Annotated in this window: 16 protein-coding genes and 1 tRNA gene; 12 read left to right on the forward strand and 5 right to left on the reverse strand. The window is 73.8% G+C overall.

From position 1 onward, the window contains the following. The 7 genes from ACGF5U_RS21295 (at position 1) to ACGF5U_RS21325 (ending at position 3,647) form a co-directional block, all read left to right on the forward strand. Positions 1 to 438, forward strand: a complete 438-nt coding sequence (locus ACGF5U_RS21295; RefSeq protein WP_392711498.1) for a roadblock/LC7 domain-containing protein — start codon at positions 1 to 3, stop codon at positions 436 to 438. A gap of 2 nt (positions 439 to 440) precedes the next feature. Beyond that, positions 441 to 812 (forward strand): DUF742 domain-containing protein, encoded by a 372-nt coding sequence (locus ACGF5U_RS21300; protein WP_392711499.1) that lies wholly within the window; start codon positions 441 to 443, stop codon positions 810 to 812. Beyond that, entirely contained in the window at positions 790 to 1,416 is a 627-nt protein-coding gene (locus tag ACGF5U_RS21305) for an ATP/GTP-binding protein (RefSeq protein ID WP_392711500.1), read from the forward strand. The genes ACGF5U_RS21300 and ACGF5U_RS21305 overlap by 23 nt, the downstream gene beginning before the upstream one ends. Next, the gene (locus ACGF5U_RS21310) at positions 1,413 to 1,985 is read left to right on the forward strand and encodes a GAF domain-containing protein (protein WP_392711502.1); all 573 of its coding nucleotides are present in this window, start codon (positions 1,413 to 1,415) and stop codon (positions 1,983 to 1,985) included. Before ACGF5U_RS21305 ends, ACGF5U_RS21310 begins: the two co-directional genes overlap by 4 nt. A 68-nt stretch (positions 1,986 to 2,053) precedes the next feature. After that, positions 2,054 to 2,440 carry an MmcQ/YjbR family DNA-binding protein gene (locus ACGF5U_RS21315; protein ID WP_392711503.1) on the forward strand — a complete coding sequence of 129 codons (387 nt, stop codon included), beginning with the start codon at positions 2,054 to 2,056 and terminating at the stop codon, positions 2,438 to 2,440. Between the two features lie 80 nt (positions 2,441 to 2,520). After that, positions 2,521 to 2,594: transfer RNA gene (locus ACGF5U_RS21320), tRNA-Pro, on the forward strand. Between the two features lie 246 nt (positions 2,595 to 2,840). Then, on the forward strand, positions 2,841 to 3,647 hold the full coding sequence (locus ACGF5U_RS21325; protein ID WP_392711505.1) for an SDR family oxidoreductase: 807 nt from the start codon (positions 2,841 to 2,843) through the stop codon (positions 3,645 to 3,647). A 42-nt stretch (positions 3,648 to 3,689) separates the two neighbouring features. Here the strand turns inward: ACGF5U_RS21325 and ACGF5U_RS21330 are convergent, their stop codons facing one another. Then, a complete protein-coding gene (locus ACGF5U_RS21330) occupies positions 3,690 to 4,292 on the reverse strand; it encodes a helix-turn-helix domain-containing protein (RefSeq protein WP_392711507.1) in 603 nt (200 codons plus the stop codon). A 129-nt stretch (positions 4,293 to 4,421) separates the two neighbouring features. Here ACGF5U_RS21330 and ACGF5U_RS21335 point away from each other — a divergent pair, with 129 nt between their 5' ends. Next, positions 4,422 to 5,078, forward strand: coding sequence for a response regulator (locus ACGF5U_RS21335; protein ID WP_392711508.1), 657 nt, complete (start codon positions 4,422 to 4,424; stop codon positions 5,076 to 5,078). On the opposite strand, the gene ACGF5U_RS21340 is transcribed toward ACGF5U_RS21335, so the two are convergent. Both ACGF5U_RS21340 and ACGF5U_RS21345 read right to left on the reverse strand, forming a co-directional pair. Continuing rightward, on the reverse strand, positions 5,045 to 6,364 hold the full coding sequence (locus ACGF5U_RS21340) for a hypothetical protein (RefSeq protein ID WP_392711510.1): 1,320 nt from the start codon (positions 6,362 to 6,364) through the stop codon (positions 5,045 to 5,047). The two genes, ACGF5U_RS21335 and ACGF5U_RS21340, sit on opposite strands and share 34 nt — an antisense overlap. Continuing rightward, complete coding sequence (locus ACGF5U_RS21345) at positions 6,357 to 7,553, reverse strand: sensor histidine kinase (protein ID WP_392711511.1); 1,197 nt, start codon at positions 7,551 to 7,553, stop codon at positions 6,357 to 6,359. The genes ACGF5U_RS21340 and ACGF5U_RS21345 overlap by 8 nt, the downstream gene beginning before the upstream one ends. Positions 7,554 to 7,844: 291 nt before the next feature. Between ACGF5U_RS21345 and ACGF5U_RS21350 the strand changes: the two genes are divergently transcribed. The 4 genes from ACGF5U_RS21350 (at position 7,845) to ACGF5U_RS21365 (ending at position 11,983) form a co-directional block, all read left to right on the forward strand. Beyond that, positions 7,845 to 8,432 carry a L,D-transpeptidase family protein gene (locus tag ACGF5U_RS21350; RefSeq protein ID WP_392711513.1) on the forward strand — a complete coding sequence of 196 codons (588 nt, stop codon included), beginning with the start codon at positions 7,845 to 7,847 and terminating at the stop codon, positions 8,430 to 8,432. 380 nt (positions 8,433 to 8,812) lie between these two features. Further along, the gene (locus tag ACGF5U_RS21355; protein WP_392711514.1) at positions 8,813 to 9,787 is read left to right on the forward strand and encodes a LysR substrate-binding domain-containing protein; all 975 of its coding nucleotides are present in this window, start codon (positions 8,813 to 8,815) and stop codon (positions 9,785 to 9,787) included. A 59-nt stretch (positions 9,788 to 9,846) separates the two neighbouring features. Further along, positions 9,847 to 11,214, forward strand: a complete 1,368-nt coding sequence (locus tag ACGF5U_RS21360) for an alpha-lytic protease prodomain-containing protein (protein WP_392711516.1) — start codon at positions 9,847 to 9,849, stop codon at positions 11,212 to 11,214. A gap of 364 nt (positions 11,215 to 11,578) precedes the next feature. Next, complete coding sequence (locus ACGF5U_RS21365; protein ID WP_392711517.1) at positions 11,579 to 11,983, forward strand: DUF488 domain-containing protein; 405 nt, start codon at positions 11,579 to 11,581, stop codon at positions 11,981 to 11,983. On the opposite strand, the gene ACGF5U_RS21370 is transcribed toward ACGF5U_RS21365, so the two are convergent. Together ACGF5U_RS21370 and ACGF5U_RS21375 are read right to left on the reverse strand one after the other, a co-directional pair. Then, positions 11,973 to 12,926, reverse strand: a complete 954-nt coding sequence (locus ACGF5U_RS21370) for a DMT family transporter (RefSeq protein ID WP_392711518.1) — start codon at positions 12,924 to 12,926, stop codon at positions 11,973 to 11,975. The genes ACGF5U_RS21365 and ACGF5U_RS21370 overlap by 11 nt on opposite strands. Continuing rightward, positions 12,923 to 13,840 (reverse strand): phosphatase PAP2 family protein, encoded by a 918-nt coding sequence (locus tag ACGF5U_RS21375; RefSeq protein ID WP_392711519.1) that lies wholly within the window; start codon positions 13,838 to 13,840, stop codon positions 12,923 to 12,925. Before ACGF5U_RS21375 ends, ACGF5U_RS21370 begins: the two co-directional genes overlap by 4 nt. Between the last annotated feature and the right edge of the window lie 134 nt (positions 13,841 to 13,974).

Consider the following 13,974-nt stretch of genomic DNA (forward strand, 5'->3'; position numbering starts at 1 on the left):
ATGACGAGCGATGCGCCGACCGGCCATTCCTCGGATCTCGACTGGCTGCTGACCGGCCTGGTCCAGCGGGTCCCGTACACCCGCAGCGCGGTTCTGCTCTCGTCGGACGGACTGGTGAAATCGGTGCACGGCCTCGACGCCGACAGCGCCGACCACATGGCGGCCCTGGCCTCCGGGCTGTACTCGCTCGGTCGCAGCGCCGGTGCCCGGTTCGGCGACGGCGGCGAAGTGCGCCAGGTCGTCGTCGAGCTGGACTCCACCCTGCTGTTCGTCTCCACCGCCGGGTCGGGCACCTGCCTCGCCGTGATCGCGGGCCGGGAGACCGACGCCGCGGTCCTGGGATACGAGATGGCGATGCTGGTCAAGAGCGTGCGGCCGTACCTGGTGACGCCGGCCAGACGAGCCGCGGCCGTCGCCCCGGGCGCCCTGGGGTGCTGACCGTGCCGTCCCGACAGGACGGACCCTGGCTGGACGACGCGGCCGGCCGTCTCATCCGTCCCTACACGGTGAGCGGCGGCCGCACCCGCCCCACAGCGGCGCTGGACCTGCTCTCCCTGGTGATGGCCACCGGGACGGTACCGCCGGCACCCCTCGGCCCTGAGCACAGCCTCGCCCTGGGGCTGTGCGACGGGCCGACCTCGGTCGCCGAGATCGCGGCGCACCTACGACTCCCCGCGGTCGTCACCAAGGTGCTGCTCTCCGACCTCGTGGAGTGCGGGGCGGTGACCGCGCGAGCGCCCCGTTACCACGACAACCCCACCGACCGTTCCCTGCTGGAGGCAGTGCTCGATGGTCTACGACGACGGCTCTGAAAGCCGGGAGGAGACTCGCGACGTCTTCCCCACGGCCCTGAAGGTGCTGGTCGCGGGCGGCTTCGGAGTCGGCAAGACCACCTTCGTCGGAGCGGTCAGCGAGATCGAACCGCTGTCCACGGAGGAACTCCTCACCCAGGCCGGTGTGGGCACCGACAGCCTCGAGGGCGTGGAGTCCAAGACGACCACCACGGTCGCCATGGACTTCGGCCGGATCAGCCTCGACGACCGGCACGTGCTCTACCTCTTCGGCACACCCGGCCAGGAGCGCTTCTGGTTCATGTGGGACGAACTGTCGGAAGGGGCGCTGGGAGCCGTCGTCCTCGCCGACACCCGGCGCCTCCAGGACTCCTTCTCGGCGGTGGACTTCTTCGAACGGCGCGGCATCCGGTTCGTCGTCGCCGTCAACGAGTTCGACGGCTCGTACCGCTACGAACCCGACGAGGTACGGGCCGCGATCGACCTGAAGCCGGAGGTCCCGGTCGTGCTCTGCGACGCCAGGACCGCCGGCTCGGGGATCCAGACCCTGGTCACCCTCGTCCAGTACCTGCTGACCACCGATCCGGCCCCGGCACCGGCGCCGAGCTATGGAGCACCGTCATGACGTACGACCCGACCGGACACCTGCTGCTCACCCCCGTCGACCAGGAGGCCCCGGCGCGGGTCCGGCGACTGCGCCAACTGGGCCTTGGGGAGGGCCCGGACCCGGCCTTCGACGCCTTCGCCGCGAAGCTCGCCGAGGTGACCGGCGCACCGTACGCGATGGTCAACTTCATCGACGAGAACCGCCAGTTCTTCGCCGGCCTGCACACCCCGGCGGGCACGCACGGCGGCGGCGACCTCGGAGCTGCCGCCGCCGCGTCCGGTGGCGTCGGCCGCTTCATGGACCGCGACCACGGCTACTGCCCCCATGTCGTGGTCCGCCGCAAGGCGCTGGTGCTGGAGGACGTCTGCGACTACCCGCGGTTCGCCGGCAACCCGGTCGTGGACGAGATCGGAATCCGCTCCTACCTCGGAGCTCCGCTGATCGACCGTACGGGCACGACGCTCGGCACGATCTGCGTGGTCGACACGGAACCCCGGCCGTGGGGACGGGCCGGCCTGGAGACCATCAAGTCGCACGCGGCGGAACTGGTCGAGCAGATCCACCGCCGCGAGGACGCCGGGCTCTGACCCGCGCGACCCCGGCGACCCCGGCGAGCCGCGGCACGGTGCCGGTGGCGGGACGTACGGTCGGTCCCATGGCCACCGCCGACGACGTACGCAGAATCGCGCTGTCCCTGCCCGGGGCGGAGGAGAGGCTCTCCTGGGGCATGCCCACCTTCCGGGCGGGCCCCGGCGGCAGGGTCTTCGCCGCGCTGGGCGACGACGACCGGACCTTGGGCGTGAAGTGCCCGAAGGAGGACCGCGAGGAGCTGATCGCCTCCGAGCCGGAGAAGTACTTCCTGCGTGAGGGCCACGACGACCGCTACGCCTGGCTCCGGGTCCGTCTCGCCGCGCTGGACGACGAGGCCGAGCTTCGCGCCATCCTCATCGACTCCTGGCGCCAGGCCGCCCCGCGCGGGCTCCTCGCCGCCCACCCGGACCTGGGCGGCTCCCCGCCGGCGCCCCGACGCGGGCATCGGTAAGCGGTTCGTGATCACCGGCCGGAGTGCGGTATTGTTCTCGTGCGCGCTCGGCCAGGGGAAACCCCAGGTCAGACGGGCAACGGGACGTGGCGCAGCTTGGTAGCGCACTTGACTGGGGGTCAAGGGGTCGCAGGTTCAAATCCTGTCGTCCCGACAGAGAGTCGGGTTTTTCACCCAGGTCAGGGCCTTGGATCACTTCGGTGAGACAAGGCCCTCGATCATTTTCTGAAGGCCCTCGATCATTTTCTCTGGGAATGCCCCGGTCACCGGCCCCATGGCTCGCGGACGGGATTCACCCCCGCAGGGCGTGGACGGGCGGACGGGCGTGCCGGGACGGTGGCGCGGTGGGACAGTCGCACCAGGGGGTACCAGTGGCTACTGGGAGACCCGGAGGTGAGCCATGGACACCGTGCTGGTCACGGGCGGGACGGGGCATCTGGGGCGGGACCTGGTCGGTCTGCTGAAAGCCGAGCACCACGTGCGGGTGCTCGCACGCTCGCGGGGCGCCGACCCCGACGTGGAGTGGACACGCGGCGATCTGGCCTCCGGGGCCGGGATCCGGGAGGCGATGGCGGGGGTAGGGACCGTGGTGCACGCGGCGACCTGGTCCCCGGCCGCCCGGCGTGGCTACCTCCTGCCGACCGACGTCGTGCGCACCCCGCCGGACGTCGACATCCACGGCACGCGCCGACTGCTCGAGGAGGCCGCCAGGGCCGGGGTCGGCCACTTCGCGTACGTGTCGATCGTCGGCGTCGACCGGGCGCGCCTGCCGTACCTGCGGATGAAACACGAGGCGGAGGAGCTGGTGGCCGCCGGTGACGTGCCCTGGTCCGTGCTGCGGGCCACGCAGTTCCACTGGCTGACCGACCGCATGCTGGGCAGGGCCGCCCGGATGCCCGTGCTGCCGCTGCCCGCGGACATCGAGACCCAGCCCGTCGACTCCGGTGACTTCGCCGCGTACGTGGCCCGGCGCGTCGCCGACGGCCCCGGCGGGCGGTGCGAGGACTTCGGCGGGCCGGAGGTGCTCGCGCTCGGCGACCTCTTCGCGCAGTGGCAGCGGATCCGGCGCCCCGGCCGGCCCCGCCGGGTCGTACGGCTGCCGGTGCCCGCCCGAGCGCGGCGGGCGGCCCGCGACCTCATCTGCCCGGCCGGCCGGCGCGGCGGCGTCACCTGGGCCGCGTGGCTGAGCGGTCACCGGCCCGAGTGACGCGTCGCCGGCGCATCGAAGGCAAGCGCCCGACCGCGCGGATCAGGGCTTGGCCGTGGCGGCCGCGCGAGGCCGGGCGCGGACGTGCATCCGCTCACCCTGGCGACCGAACAGGCTGAGGACCTCCACCGGCCCGTCGCCGCTGGTCCCGAACCAGTGCGGCAGCCGGGTGTCGAACTCGGCCGCCTCACCCGGGCCGAGCACCAGGTCGTGATCGGCCAGGACGAGGCGCAGGCGCCCGGACAGGACGTAGAGCCACTCGTACCCCTCGTGCGTGCACGGGTCGGGGGTGCGGCGATCGGCGGGGAGCACCATCTTGTACGTCTGGAGGGGGCCGGGCTGCCGGGTCAGCGGCACCACGGTGGCGCCGCCGCGCCCCTGCTTCGGTGTGAGCCTGACCCTCGGGTCGCCGACCTCCGGCGCGCCGACGAGTTCGTCCAGGGGCACCTGGTGGGCCTGGGAGATCGGCAGCAGCAGCTCCAGGCTGGGGCGGCGCTGCCCGGACTCCAGCCGGGACAGGGTGCTCCTGGAGATGCCGGTGGCCTCCGACAGCGTGGCCAGGGTCATGCCCCGTCCCGTGCGCAGGCGCTTGAGGCGGGGGCCTACCTCGGTCAGGGTCCGGGTGATGTCGGGTGAGCGGTCCATGCCGTCCATTGCACGGTGGACATCCCCGTGGCGGCAACATGTGTTGCCGGTTCCGGGACGGCCGAAACCGGTCCGCGCGTCACCCGCCCGGGTGCATCCTGGTTCTCCGACGCGGAGGGGAGAAGCGGTATGCGGAGCGACCGGCCGGTCGGAGTGGTGCTCGTGGACGACCACCCGGTCGTCCTCGCCGGGATCGAGTACTGGTACACCGCCTCCGACCATCCGATCACCGTCCTGGCCAAGGGGGATGACGTGTCCGCCGCGCTGACCGGGCCGGGCAGCGCGGCGGACGTCGTCGTCCTCGACCTCCAGTTGTCCGAGGGGACACCGGCGTACCCGGAGCTGAAGCGGCTCGTCGCCCAGCAGCGCCAGGTCATCGTCTACACGATGAAGGACAGCCAGGAGGCGGCGCTCACCTGCCTCGACCTCGGCGCGTTCACCTACCTCACCAAGGCGGAGGGCGAACGCCATCTCGTCGCCGCGACGCTCGCGGCCGCCGAGGGCGTCCCGTACACGCCGCCCGCCCTCGCGGGCGCGTTCGGCAGCGACACCCGACGGGGCCGACCGGTGCTCTCACCGCGCGAGGTGGACGTGCTGCTGGAGTGGTTCCAGTCGGAGTCGAAGACGATGGTCGCGGAGAGCCTCGGCCTGTCCGTACGGACCGTGAACACCTATCTGGACCGGGTCCGCGTCAAGTACGCCAACGCAGGGCGCCCCGCGACCACCAAGGCCAACCTCGTCGCGCGGGCCGTTCAGGACGGCCTGGTCTCCCTGGACGAGCTCTGAGCCGGGCGCCCGACGGGCACGCCCCCGGGCCCGCCGCCCTGCCCGGTCCGCCCGCCGCCGGGCCCCTCGGGTTCCGCCCCGTGCCCCGCCGGTCCGCCGCCGCGCCCCGCCGGTCCGCCGCCCCGCCCCGCCGGTTCTCCGCCGCGCCCCGCCGGTGCGGTGGCGCACACCGCCTCCACCCACAGCCGCCCCTCACCGCTCACCGTCCGCACCCGGACCTCGTCCATGGCCGCTGCCGGAATGGGCGCCGTCGGCTCGTCGATGACGACCCCGACCCGTACGCGTCCGCCGCCGCGCACCACGGTGGCCCGCGCCGTACGGTCCGCCGCGGCCAGCGCGGCCAGCACCGGTTCGATCAGCGCCCGGCGCAGTCCGCGCGGCAGTTCGGCGGGGTCGCCCCGCACGGCGAGCTGTACACCGACCCCGTTGCGCTCGGCCACGTCGATCCCGGCGCGCAGCTCGTGGACGAGCGGATCGGCGGCGTAGTCGTTCTCCGCGAACAGCCGCCGCAGCTTCGCCGCCTCCAGCGCGCAGCGGCGCCGTACCTCCTCGTCCCGCGGGTCGAGCGTCCCCTCGGCGAGCCCCGCGAGCAGCGGGAACACGGTCGCGTTCAGCGCCCGGTAACGGTCCCGCTGGTCGTGGTGCAGATGCTCGGCGACCGCCGCCTCCGTGTGCAGGCGCTCCTGTTCGCGCAGCGCCGCGCTCGCCGACCGCGCGCAGTCCCGCAGCAACCGTGCCCCGACGGCCATCGCCACCTGGAACCCGCACACGGCCAGCGCGCTGACCGCCATCCCCGCCGCCTCCTGCCGCCCCGGCACCCCGTTCAGCAGCAGCTGCGCGAACGTGACGGCGAGGTGACCGCCGATGAACGCCCAGGTCAGGCCGAGGGGCCGGTCCATCAGCAGCACGACCCCGAACCAGCCGGCCTCCAGGAACGACCAGTGCCAGGTGCCGAGGAAGAAGGCGCCCGGCAGATCGCTGGTCGCGGCGGCCGACGCGACGACGGTGCACCCGAGCCCCACGAACGGCCACACCGCCGACGGACCCCGGCTCCGACGGGCGACGCGCCGCATCCCCAGCACCGTACTCACCGCCAGCACCACCAGCACCAGGGTCAGCAGGCCGAACGCCGCCAGCTGCAGCCAGGGCCGCCGGTAGCCGGAGAGCCGGCTCAGCAACGCGGGCAGGGCCAGTCCGACATGGATGGCGGCGAGGATGCCCAGCGCCGCGAACCGCGCACCGCCCTGGAGCCGGTCCGAGATCTGCTCGGCCAGGGGTTCACGCACGGGGCCACTCCAGCCGTACGCGCGTACCGTGACCCGGCCCGGAGTGGACCTCGGCGCGGCCGCCGACCGCACGCATCCGGCCGATGACCGATCGCGCCAGCCCCTGCTTGTGCCCGGGCACCGACGCCGGGTCGAAGCCCCGGCCCCGGTCGTCGATCGTCACCACCGTCACGTCCCCCTCGCGCCCCACCGTGACCCACGCCTCGTCCACGCCCGCGTGCCGCGCCACATTGCGCAGCGCCTCCCCGCAGCTGTCCCGCAGCGCCACCACCGCCGGACGCCACAGCGACACGCGACCGTCACGGTCCCCGGCGCCGCCACCGGCACCGGCGGCGCGGTCACCGGTACCGCCACCGCCCTCGTGGCGCAGCTCCGTCCGTACCGGATGGCGCAACAGCTCCAGCGACAACTCCGCCACCAGATCGGCCTGTCCGGTCGGCTCCTCCTCGACCATCAGCCGCCGCAGATCCCGCCCCGCCTGGGTCCGCACCACGTCCGGCCGGATCGCCGCCCCGGACGCGGACGCCATCAGCAGCGTCGCACAGGCCGTGTCGTGCAGTGTGGCCAGATGCGTGCGCTCCGCCGCCCGCCGCGCCTCGGCCACCCGCAGCGCCTGCCGGGCCCCGGCCGCCTCGGCGGCCGCGCAGTCCGCCGTTCGGCCGCGCCGGCGCACGACCACGTACAGCACGCGCGACAGCGCTGACTGGACCAGCAGCCAGCCGACGTTGGGCAGCGCGGCCGCCCACCCGTCCGGCCGGTCGATGACGACCCCCGCGAGGTCCGCACCGGCCAGGAAGACGGCCACAAGGGCCCCGGTGAGCGGCGGGTGGGTCAGCTGGTAGCCGACCGCGACGAAGCTGACCACCACCAGGATCCAGGTGCTGCCGTGCGACGTCTGCGTGGCCGGAACCGTCAGTGCCTGGCCGAGGCACAGACCCGTCAGCACCGCCAGGTCGACAGCCAGGAGCGCCCCGGGGCGGACGACCCTGCGGACCAGGGCCAGGTGCAGCAGGCCCCAGACGAAGGCCACGGCCACGATCAGGGAGGCGGCGGCCGTCTCCGCCGCGGACATGGACGCCAGCGGCAGCGCGGGCATCGCGAGCAGCGCGCAGGAGCACACCACCACCGCCCGGAACCGGGGCACCTGCCGCCGCATGAACCCCGTGAACTCCTGCTCCGTAGGCCCCATCGACCCCTGTCCGCCCACCCGTTCGTCACCGCATCATCGTCGACCGACCCTCGCGCGCGTAAGGCGGTTTCCACCCAACGTGTGGGTCGAACGACCGACACCACGCCGCACGTCCGGCCGGTAGCGTTCGTCACGCAACGCCGCACGGCTGAACGACCGACGGGAGTCGGTCCGCGCTCCCGGCGTTGCCCGGACGCACTTGTCTGCACGGGGGTGGGCACGTGCGTCCGGTGGACCCCCTGTGCGCACAGGGACACCCCCGGGAGCATCTGAGAGAAACGGGGAACACACATGACCACGCACGCCTTCCGGACCCGCCTCGCGCCGCTCGCCCTGACCACGGCGATGCTCGGCGGTCTCGCCATCACCACCGCACAGCCCGCCGAGGCGGCGAAGGCCAAGTCACCGGCGTACTACCTCAAGTTCGACAAGAACCAGAACGACCCGACCAATTCGCGGCTGCACCTCATGAAGAAGGGCAAGACGGACACGAGCGTCGCCAGTTGGCGCGCCGGGTCCGGCAACGGCAGCAAGGACGCGTGCGCCAAGAGCGCCGGCTGGCTGCCCAACGGCAACTACGACATCGGTTTCCACTCGAAGACGTACGACGGCAGCGCGATCAAGGGCTATGTGATCAAGCTCGCCGACAAGTGGTGCGCCGACAAGAAGGCCAAGCGCGACGACCTCTTCATTCACAGCGAGATGTGGAAGGACGGCAGCCAGGGGCAGAAGAACGGGGCCGACTCCCCCTGGCGCTGGGACGGGGCGGGGGACTACAAGTCCCTCGGCTGCATCAAGCTCAAGCCCGCCGACATCAAGGCCCTGTTCGCCAAGCTCGGCTCCACGGGCTGGCCGAAGACTCTCAAGGTCGTCAGCTGACGATCAGGCGAGACTGATCGAGGTCTGACGGAGGTCTGATCGAGGTCTGACCCGAGGACGGATCGAAATCTGACCCGAGGTCTGACCGAGGACGGATCGAGGTCTGACCCGAGGTCTGCTCGAGGTCTGACCGAGGACGGGTACGGACCGGGCACGGACCCGGCAGACCCAGGGCGGACCAGAGGGCGGGCTCGGACGACCCACGGGGGAGCACGACGGGTCGTACGGGCCGAAGGGCCGTGCCGGAGACATCCGGCACGGCCTTTCCTCGTGCGTCGGCCCGCCCGCCGGGGCCCATCCCGAGGCCCTCTCGGCTCAGGTCTGGACCAGAGTCGTACCGGAGTATTGCCCTCACCGGTACGGGCCGCGAAGCTCGGGGCATGGATCTCGAGTTGCGGCACTTGAAGACCCTGCGGGCCATCGCCGACGCGGGCAGCCTCACCAGGGCCGCCTCCTCCCTCGGTCTCGCGCAGCCCGCGCTGAGCGCCCAGCTCAAGCGCATCGAACGGGCCCTCGGCGGCCCGCTGTTCGAGCGCGGCCGCCACGGTGTGAAGGCCACGGCGCTCGGCGAACTCGTCCTGGAGCGCGCCCGGGTGGTCCTGCCCGCCGTCAGCGAACTCCAGCGGGACGCCGTGCGGTTCGCCACCGGAGCGGGCCCCGGCCGGTTCCGGCTCGGCGGAACGCACGGCCCGCTGCTGGGCGCGCTGGTGGACCGGCTCGCCGCCTCGCACCCGGGCCGGCCCGTCACCACGTACACCTCCTGGTCCGAACGGGACATCGCCGCGTCCGTCGTGGACGGGCGGCTGGACTTCGCCCTGATCGGTACGTGCGGACCCAGCGCGCCGCCCGAGAGCGAGCGCCTCGTCTGGCGGGAGATCGCGGTCGACCCCGTCTTCGTCATGCTGGCCACCGGCCATCCGCTCGCCGGCCGCGACCGGGTCGCGCTGGCCGACCTCGTGGACGAGGCATGGACCGACGTACCCGGCGACGGCTGCTTCGGCGACTGCTTCACCGCGGCCTGCGCCCGCGCCGGCTTCACCCCGGCCCGCGTGTACGAGACGGACACCGCGTCCTGTGTCCATTTGGTCCAGGTCGGCCGCGCCGTCGGCCTGTGCCGCGCGACGTTCCCCGACACCGCCGGGCTCGTCACCAGACCCCTCGCCGGAACGCCACTGCTGTGGCGCCACCTGCTCGGCTGGCACCCGGCGGCGCCCGCGGCCGACGTGGCCCCGGACGTCCTCGCCAGGACGCGTTCGGCGCACGCCGAGGCCGCGAGCCGCAGCGCCAGTTACGCCGCATGGCGGGCGTCGGCGTCTTCCATAACGTCGATCAGAGGGAAAAACGACATCTTCTGAGGAGCTTTCGGCAACACCTACGGTTTCGGAACCCCCACCGACACCGAGGAGACACCCTGATGCTCCACAGACACGCCACGGTCGCGTGTGCCGCACTGGCCGCAGCCGGCGCACTCGTGCTGACGGCACTGCCCGGCGTCGCCGCCGCCGAGCCCTCCCCGCCGACCACCCCGTCGGCGGCGGCCACCCTCGGCGCCGACAGGCCGGACCCCGCGCTGCTCGGGGCCATGCAGCAGGACCTGGGCCTCACCCGCGCCCAGGCCGAGTCACGGCTCGTGAACGAGGCGGAGGCGGGAGCGGTCGCCGGACACCTCCGCTCCACGCTGGGCCGGGACTTCGCCGGCGCCTGGGTGCGGGGCGCCGTCTCCGCGACCCTGACGGTCGCCACCACCAACGCGGCCGACGTCCCCGCCATCAAGGCGGCCGGCGCCCAGGCCAAGGTCGTCCCGCACTCCCTCGCCGACCTGGACGCCGCCAAGGCCGCGCTCGACCGCGCCGCCACCCGCGCGAAGACCATCGACATGCCGGTCTGGTATGTCGACGTCGTGACGAACTCCGTGACCGTCCAGGCGGTCAAGCGCTCGGCAGCACAGACGTTCCTCACGACCGCCGGGGTCGACACGTCCCTCGTGCGCGTCGAGTCGACGACCGAGCGGCCCCGGCCCCTGTACGACCTCCGCGGCGGCGACGCCTACCACATGGGCGGCGGGCGCTGCTCCGTCGGCTTCCCCGTCACCAAGGGCACCCAGCAGGGCTTCGCCACGGCGGGCCACTGCGGCCGCGCCGGAACCGCGACCACCGGCTACAACCAGGTCGCCCAGGGCAGCTTCCAGGCGTCCACCTTCCCGAGCCGCGACATGGCCTGGGTGGCCACCAACAGCAACTGGACCGCCACGCCGTACGTGAAGGGCCAGGCCGGACAGAACGTACGGGTCATGGGGTCCACGCAGGCCGTCGTCGGCGCGTCGATCTGCCGCTCCGGTTCCACCACCGGGTGGCACTGCGGCACGATCCAGCAGCACAACACCAGCGTCACCTACCCGCAGGGCACCGTCAGCGGCGTGACCCGGACCACCGTGTGCGCCGAGCCCGGCGACTCGGGTGGTTCGTACATCTCCGGCAGCCAGGCGCAGGGCGTGACCTCCGGCGGTTCCGGCGACTGCCGCACCGGCGGCACCACGTTCCACCAGCCCGTCAACCCGCTGCTCCAGGCCTACGGGCTGACCCTGAAGACCACGACGACCCCCGGAGAGCCGGGCGAACCCGGTGAGCCGGGCGAGCCGGGCGGCACCTGGGCGGCGGGCACCGTCTACGGCGCGGGCGACCAGGTCACCTACGGCGGCGCGACCTACCGCTGCCTCCAGGGCCACCAGGCGCAGCGGGGCTGGGAGCCGCCGAACGTCCCGGCGCTCTGGCAGCGGCTGTGAGCACGGCGGAAACGTCACGCCACATGTGAGGGGGCGTGTCACGGTACGAGGTCCGGTCACCCGACCGGGCCTCGTACCCGTCCCGCGCCGTACCCGCGCCGGCGGCGCGGGTCGAGCCCGCCGGCGGATCCGCACCCCCCGGTCGGGCAACAGCGGTACGCGGTACGCGGTACGGGCTGTGCGGTACGCACGTCGGGCGTCGGGTGTCTGGCGTCGGGCGGCGGGTGTCGGGCGTCGGGCGGCGGCGCCGGGCGGCGGGCGGCGGGCTCGGTCGCGGTCGGGCGCCTGGACGGCGGGCCGGGCGTGGTCCGGCGGCGGCTCGGGCGCGGTTGCCGGGCGGGGGCGGTGCGGACAGGCTGGATCCATGACGCGCTCGGCCCCGGACCCCAAGCTGCGCCGGATCTACGACCCGGCCCGTGCCGACGACGGCGTACGCGTCCTGGTCGACCGGCTGTGGCCGCGCGGGCTGGCCAAGGCCGACGCGGCCGTCGACGAGTGGCCCAAGTCGGTCACGCCGTCGACGGAGTTGCGCCGGTGGTTCCACGGCGCCGCCGACGGGGCGGAGACGGACGACCGCCAGGGCACGGCCGACGACGTGTTCGCGGAGTTCCGGCGGCGCTACGAGGCGGAACTCGCCGCCCCGGAGGCGGCCGACGCCCTCGACCGGTTGCGTGACCTCGCCCGTACGGGTCCGCTGACACTGCTGACGGCCGCGAAGGCCCCGGACCGCAGCCACGCCGCCGTACTGCGGGACCTGCTCACGCGCTGACCCGGGGTGCGGGCAGCGCGGCGGACTCGGGTCCGGGCTCCGGCCCGCCGCCGGGCGCGCGGCGGTGCGGGTCCTGCCGGCCGGCCGTCAGGAGCAGGACGCCATGGGCCGCCGTGGCGGCGGCGGCCGCCGCGATCAGCCAGCCCGCGGAACCCGCCCGGAACGTCTCGCCGAGGAGGGCCACCCCGATGACGGCGGCGGCCGCCGGGTTGGCCAGGTTCACCACGGCGAGCGGCGCCGCGAGCCCGCCCCGGTACGCCGCCTGCGACAGCAGCAGCCCCCCGGTCGCGAACGCGGAGACCAGCACGGCCAGCGCCGCCGTCTGCCACCAGGCCGCCGCGCCTCCGGGCAGCTCCCGCGCGAGGGACGCGGTGAGCGTCTGGGTCAGCGCGGAGGCGACGCCCGACGCGACGCCCGATGCCGTGGCGTGCCCGAGCCCCCGGCCCGGTCCCCGTCCGTGTCCCCGGCCCGGTGTGGCCGACGCGCCGCCGCCTCGACGGACGAGTACGGCGATCAGCAGGGCCGTCGCGGCGGCGACCGACAGGGCCTCCGGCAGGGTGAGCGCGTCACCGGGATCCGCCGGGCCGACCACCGTGACCAGACCGGTCAGCCCGGCCAGCGTCCACAGCGCGCCACGCCACTCCGCACGGGTCACCCGCCGTCCCGCCCAGGCCGCGCCTATCGGCAGGGCCAGGACGAGCGTGAGCGCGCCGAGCGGCTGTACGAGGGTGAGCGGGCCGTAGTGCAGCGCCGCGACATGGGTGAGCGCGCCGGCGCCGTTCAGGCCGACGGCCCACCACCACAGCGGCCTGGCCAGCAGCGCCCGCAGCGCGCCGGACCCCGGAGGGCCCGTGGCGGCCAGCCGGGACTGGACGACGGCGGCGAGCGCGTATCCGGCGGCCGACCCCAGGGACAGCAGGACGGCGAGCAGCGTGCCCCTCATCGCCGGACCCCGCCGGCCGGCACCCGCGCCGCGATGACCCCGCCCGGGAGCGCGGTCGCGGTCCCGCCCGGCGGCCCGGCCGCGAGCGGCGCGTCGCCTGCCCGTGGGCGAGGCCGCCGTACGAGCAGCAGCGCGCAGCCGAGCAGCACTGCCGCCACCAGCGCGTCCAGCCAGTAGTGGTTCGCCGTGCCGACGATCACCAGCAGGGTGACGAGCGGGTGCAGCAGCCACAGATACCGCACCCGTCCGCGCACCCTCCCACGCATGCGTCCGCGCCCCCGTCCGCGCCCCCGTCCCTGATTCTGTGCGCGCCCCCGTTCGTCCCCAGGCCGGCCCGCGGCCGCGATCAGCCCGATCGCGATCATCAGCGCCCAGCCGAAGTGGAGGGACGGCATCGCGGCGAACTGGTTCGCCATCGCGTCGCTCATCGGCACCGCGCCGTACACCGAAGGGCCGTAGACCCGGGCGGTGTCGACCAGGCCCGAGGCGGTCAGCAGCCGGGGCGGTGCCAGCGGCACCAGCAGGTGCAGGGCCAGCGCGGCGGCGGTGAGCAGGGCGAGCACGCGGCGCGCCCAGAGGTAGTGCGCGGGGCGGCGCCAGTACAGCCAGCCGAGGAAGGCGACCGTGGCGGGGAAGTGGACGGCCGCGTAGTAGGTGTTGGCGAGGTGGACCGTCGTGCCGTCGTGCAGCAGCAGCCGCTGCACCGCTCCCTCACCGGGCACATGGAGCGTCCTCTCCAGATGCCAGACGCGGTCGGCGTTGCCGAAGGCCCTCGCCTCATGTCCGTTCGCGAAGAGCCGACCGAGTTTGTAGACGAGGAAGAGCGCCGTCACCAGCAGCAGTTCACGCACCAGGGGAGGTCGTGGCGGGGTGCCGGTCGCCTCCGGTGCGGCAGGACGTATCCCGACAGGCATCCCCGGCCCCTTTGCGGATGAGATCGGTAGCAAACGGAGGAAGCGTAGAGGCGAATCGATCGAGACGCAAGCGTCTCGATACGTAGACGTCTCGATACGCTTGCGTCTCGGTGCTTGCGGGCCTAACCTGGTGG

The sequence above is a fragment of the Streptomyces sp. NPDC047886 genome (assembly GCF_043204435.1).
In the GTDB taxonomy this organism is placed as follows: domain Bacteria; phylum Actinomycetota; class Actinomycetes; order Streptomycetales; family Streptomycetaceae; genus Streptomyces.

What these genes read in the sequence shown, in the direction of transcription:
- ACGF5U_RS21295 (WP_392711498.1), top strand. Translation starts at nt 1, where the DNA reads ATGACGAGCGATGCGCCGACCGGCCATTCCTCGGATCTCGACTGGCTG.
- ACGF5U_RS21305 (WP_392711500.1), top strand. Translation starts at nt 790, where the DNA reads ATGGTCTACGACGACGGCTCTGAAAGCCGGGAGGAGACTCGCGACGTC.
- ACGF5U_RS21310 (WP_392711502.1), top strand. Translation starts at nt 1,413, where the DNA reads ATGACGTACGACCCGACCGGACACCTGCTGCTCACCCCCGTCGACCAG.
- ACGF5U_RS21315 (WP_392711503.1), top strand. Translation starts at nt 2,054, where the DNA reads ATGGCCACCGCCGACGACGTACGCAGAATCGCGCTGTCCCTGCCCGGG.
- ACGF5U_RS21325 (WP_392711505.1), top strand. Translation starts at nt 2,841, where the DNA reads ATGGACACCGTGCTGGTCACGGGCGGGACGGGGCATCTGGGGCGGGAC.
- ACGF5U_RS21330 (WP_392711507.1), bottom strand. Translation starts at nt 4,292, where the DNA reads ATGGACCGCTCACCCGACATCACCCGGACCCTGACCGAGGTAGGCCCC.
- ACGF5U_RS21335 (WP_392711508.1), top strand. Translation starts at nt 4,422, where the DNA reads ATGCGGAGCGACCGGCCGGTCGGAGTGGTGCTCGTGGACGACCACCCG.
- ACGF5U_RS21345 (WP_392711511.1), bottom strand. Translation starts at nt 7,553, where the DNA reads ATGGGGCCTACGGAGCAGGAGTTCACGGGGTTCATGCGGCGGCAGGTG.
- ACGF5U_RS21350 (WP_392711513.1), top strand. Translation starts at nt 7,845, where the DNA reads ATGACCACGCACGCCTTCCGGACCCGCCTCGCGCCGCTCGCCCTGACC.
- ACGF5U_RS21355 (WP_392711514.1), top strand. Translation starts at nt 8,813, where the DNA reads ATGGATCTCGAGTTGCGGCACTTGAAGACCCTGCGGGCCATCGCCGAC.
- ACGF5U_RS21360 (WP_392711516.1), top strand. Translation starts at nt 9,847, where the DNA reads ATGCTCCACAGACACGCCACGGTCGCGTGTGCCGCACTGGCCGCAGCC.
- ACGF5U_RS21365 (WP_392711517.1), top strand. Translation starts at nt 11,579, where the DNA reads ATGACGCGCTCGGCCCCGGACCCCAAGCTGCGCCGGATCTACGACCCG.
- ACGF5U_RS21370 (WP_392711518.1), bottom strand. Translation starts at nt 12,926, where the DNA reads ATGAGGGGCACGCTGCTCGCCGTCCTGCTGTCCCTGGGGTCGGCCGCC.
- ACGF5U_RS21375 (WP_392711519.1), bottom strand. Translation starts at nt 13,840, where the DNA reads ATGCCTGTCGGGATACGTCCTGCCGCACCGGAGGCGACCGGCACCCCG.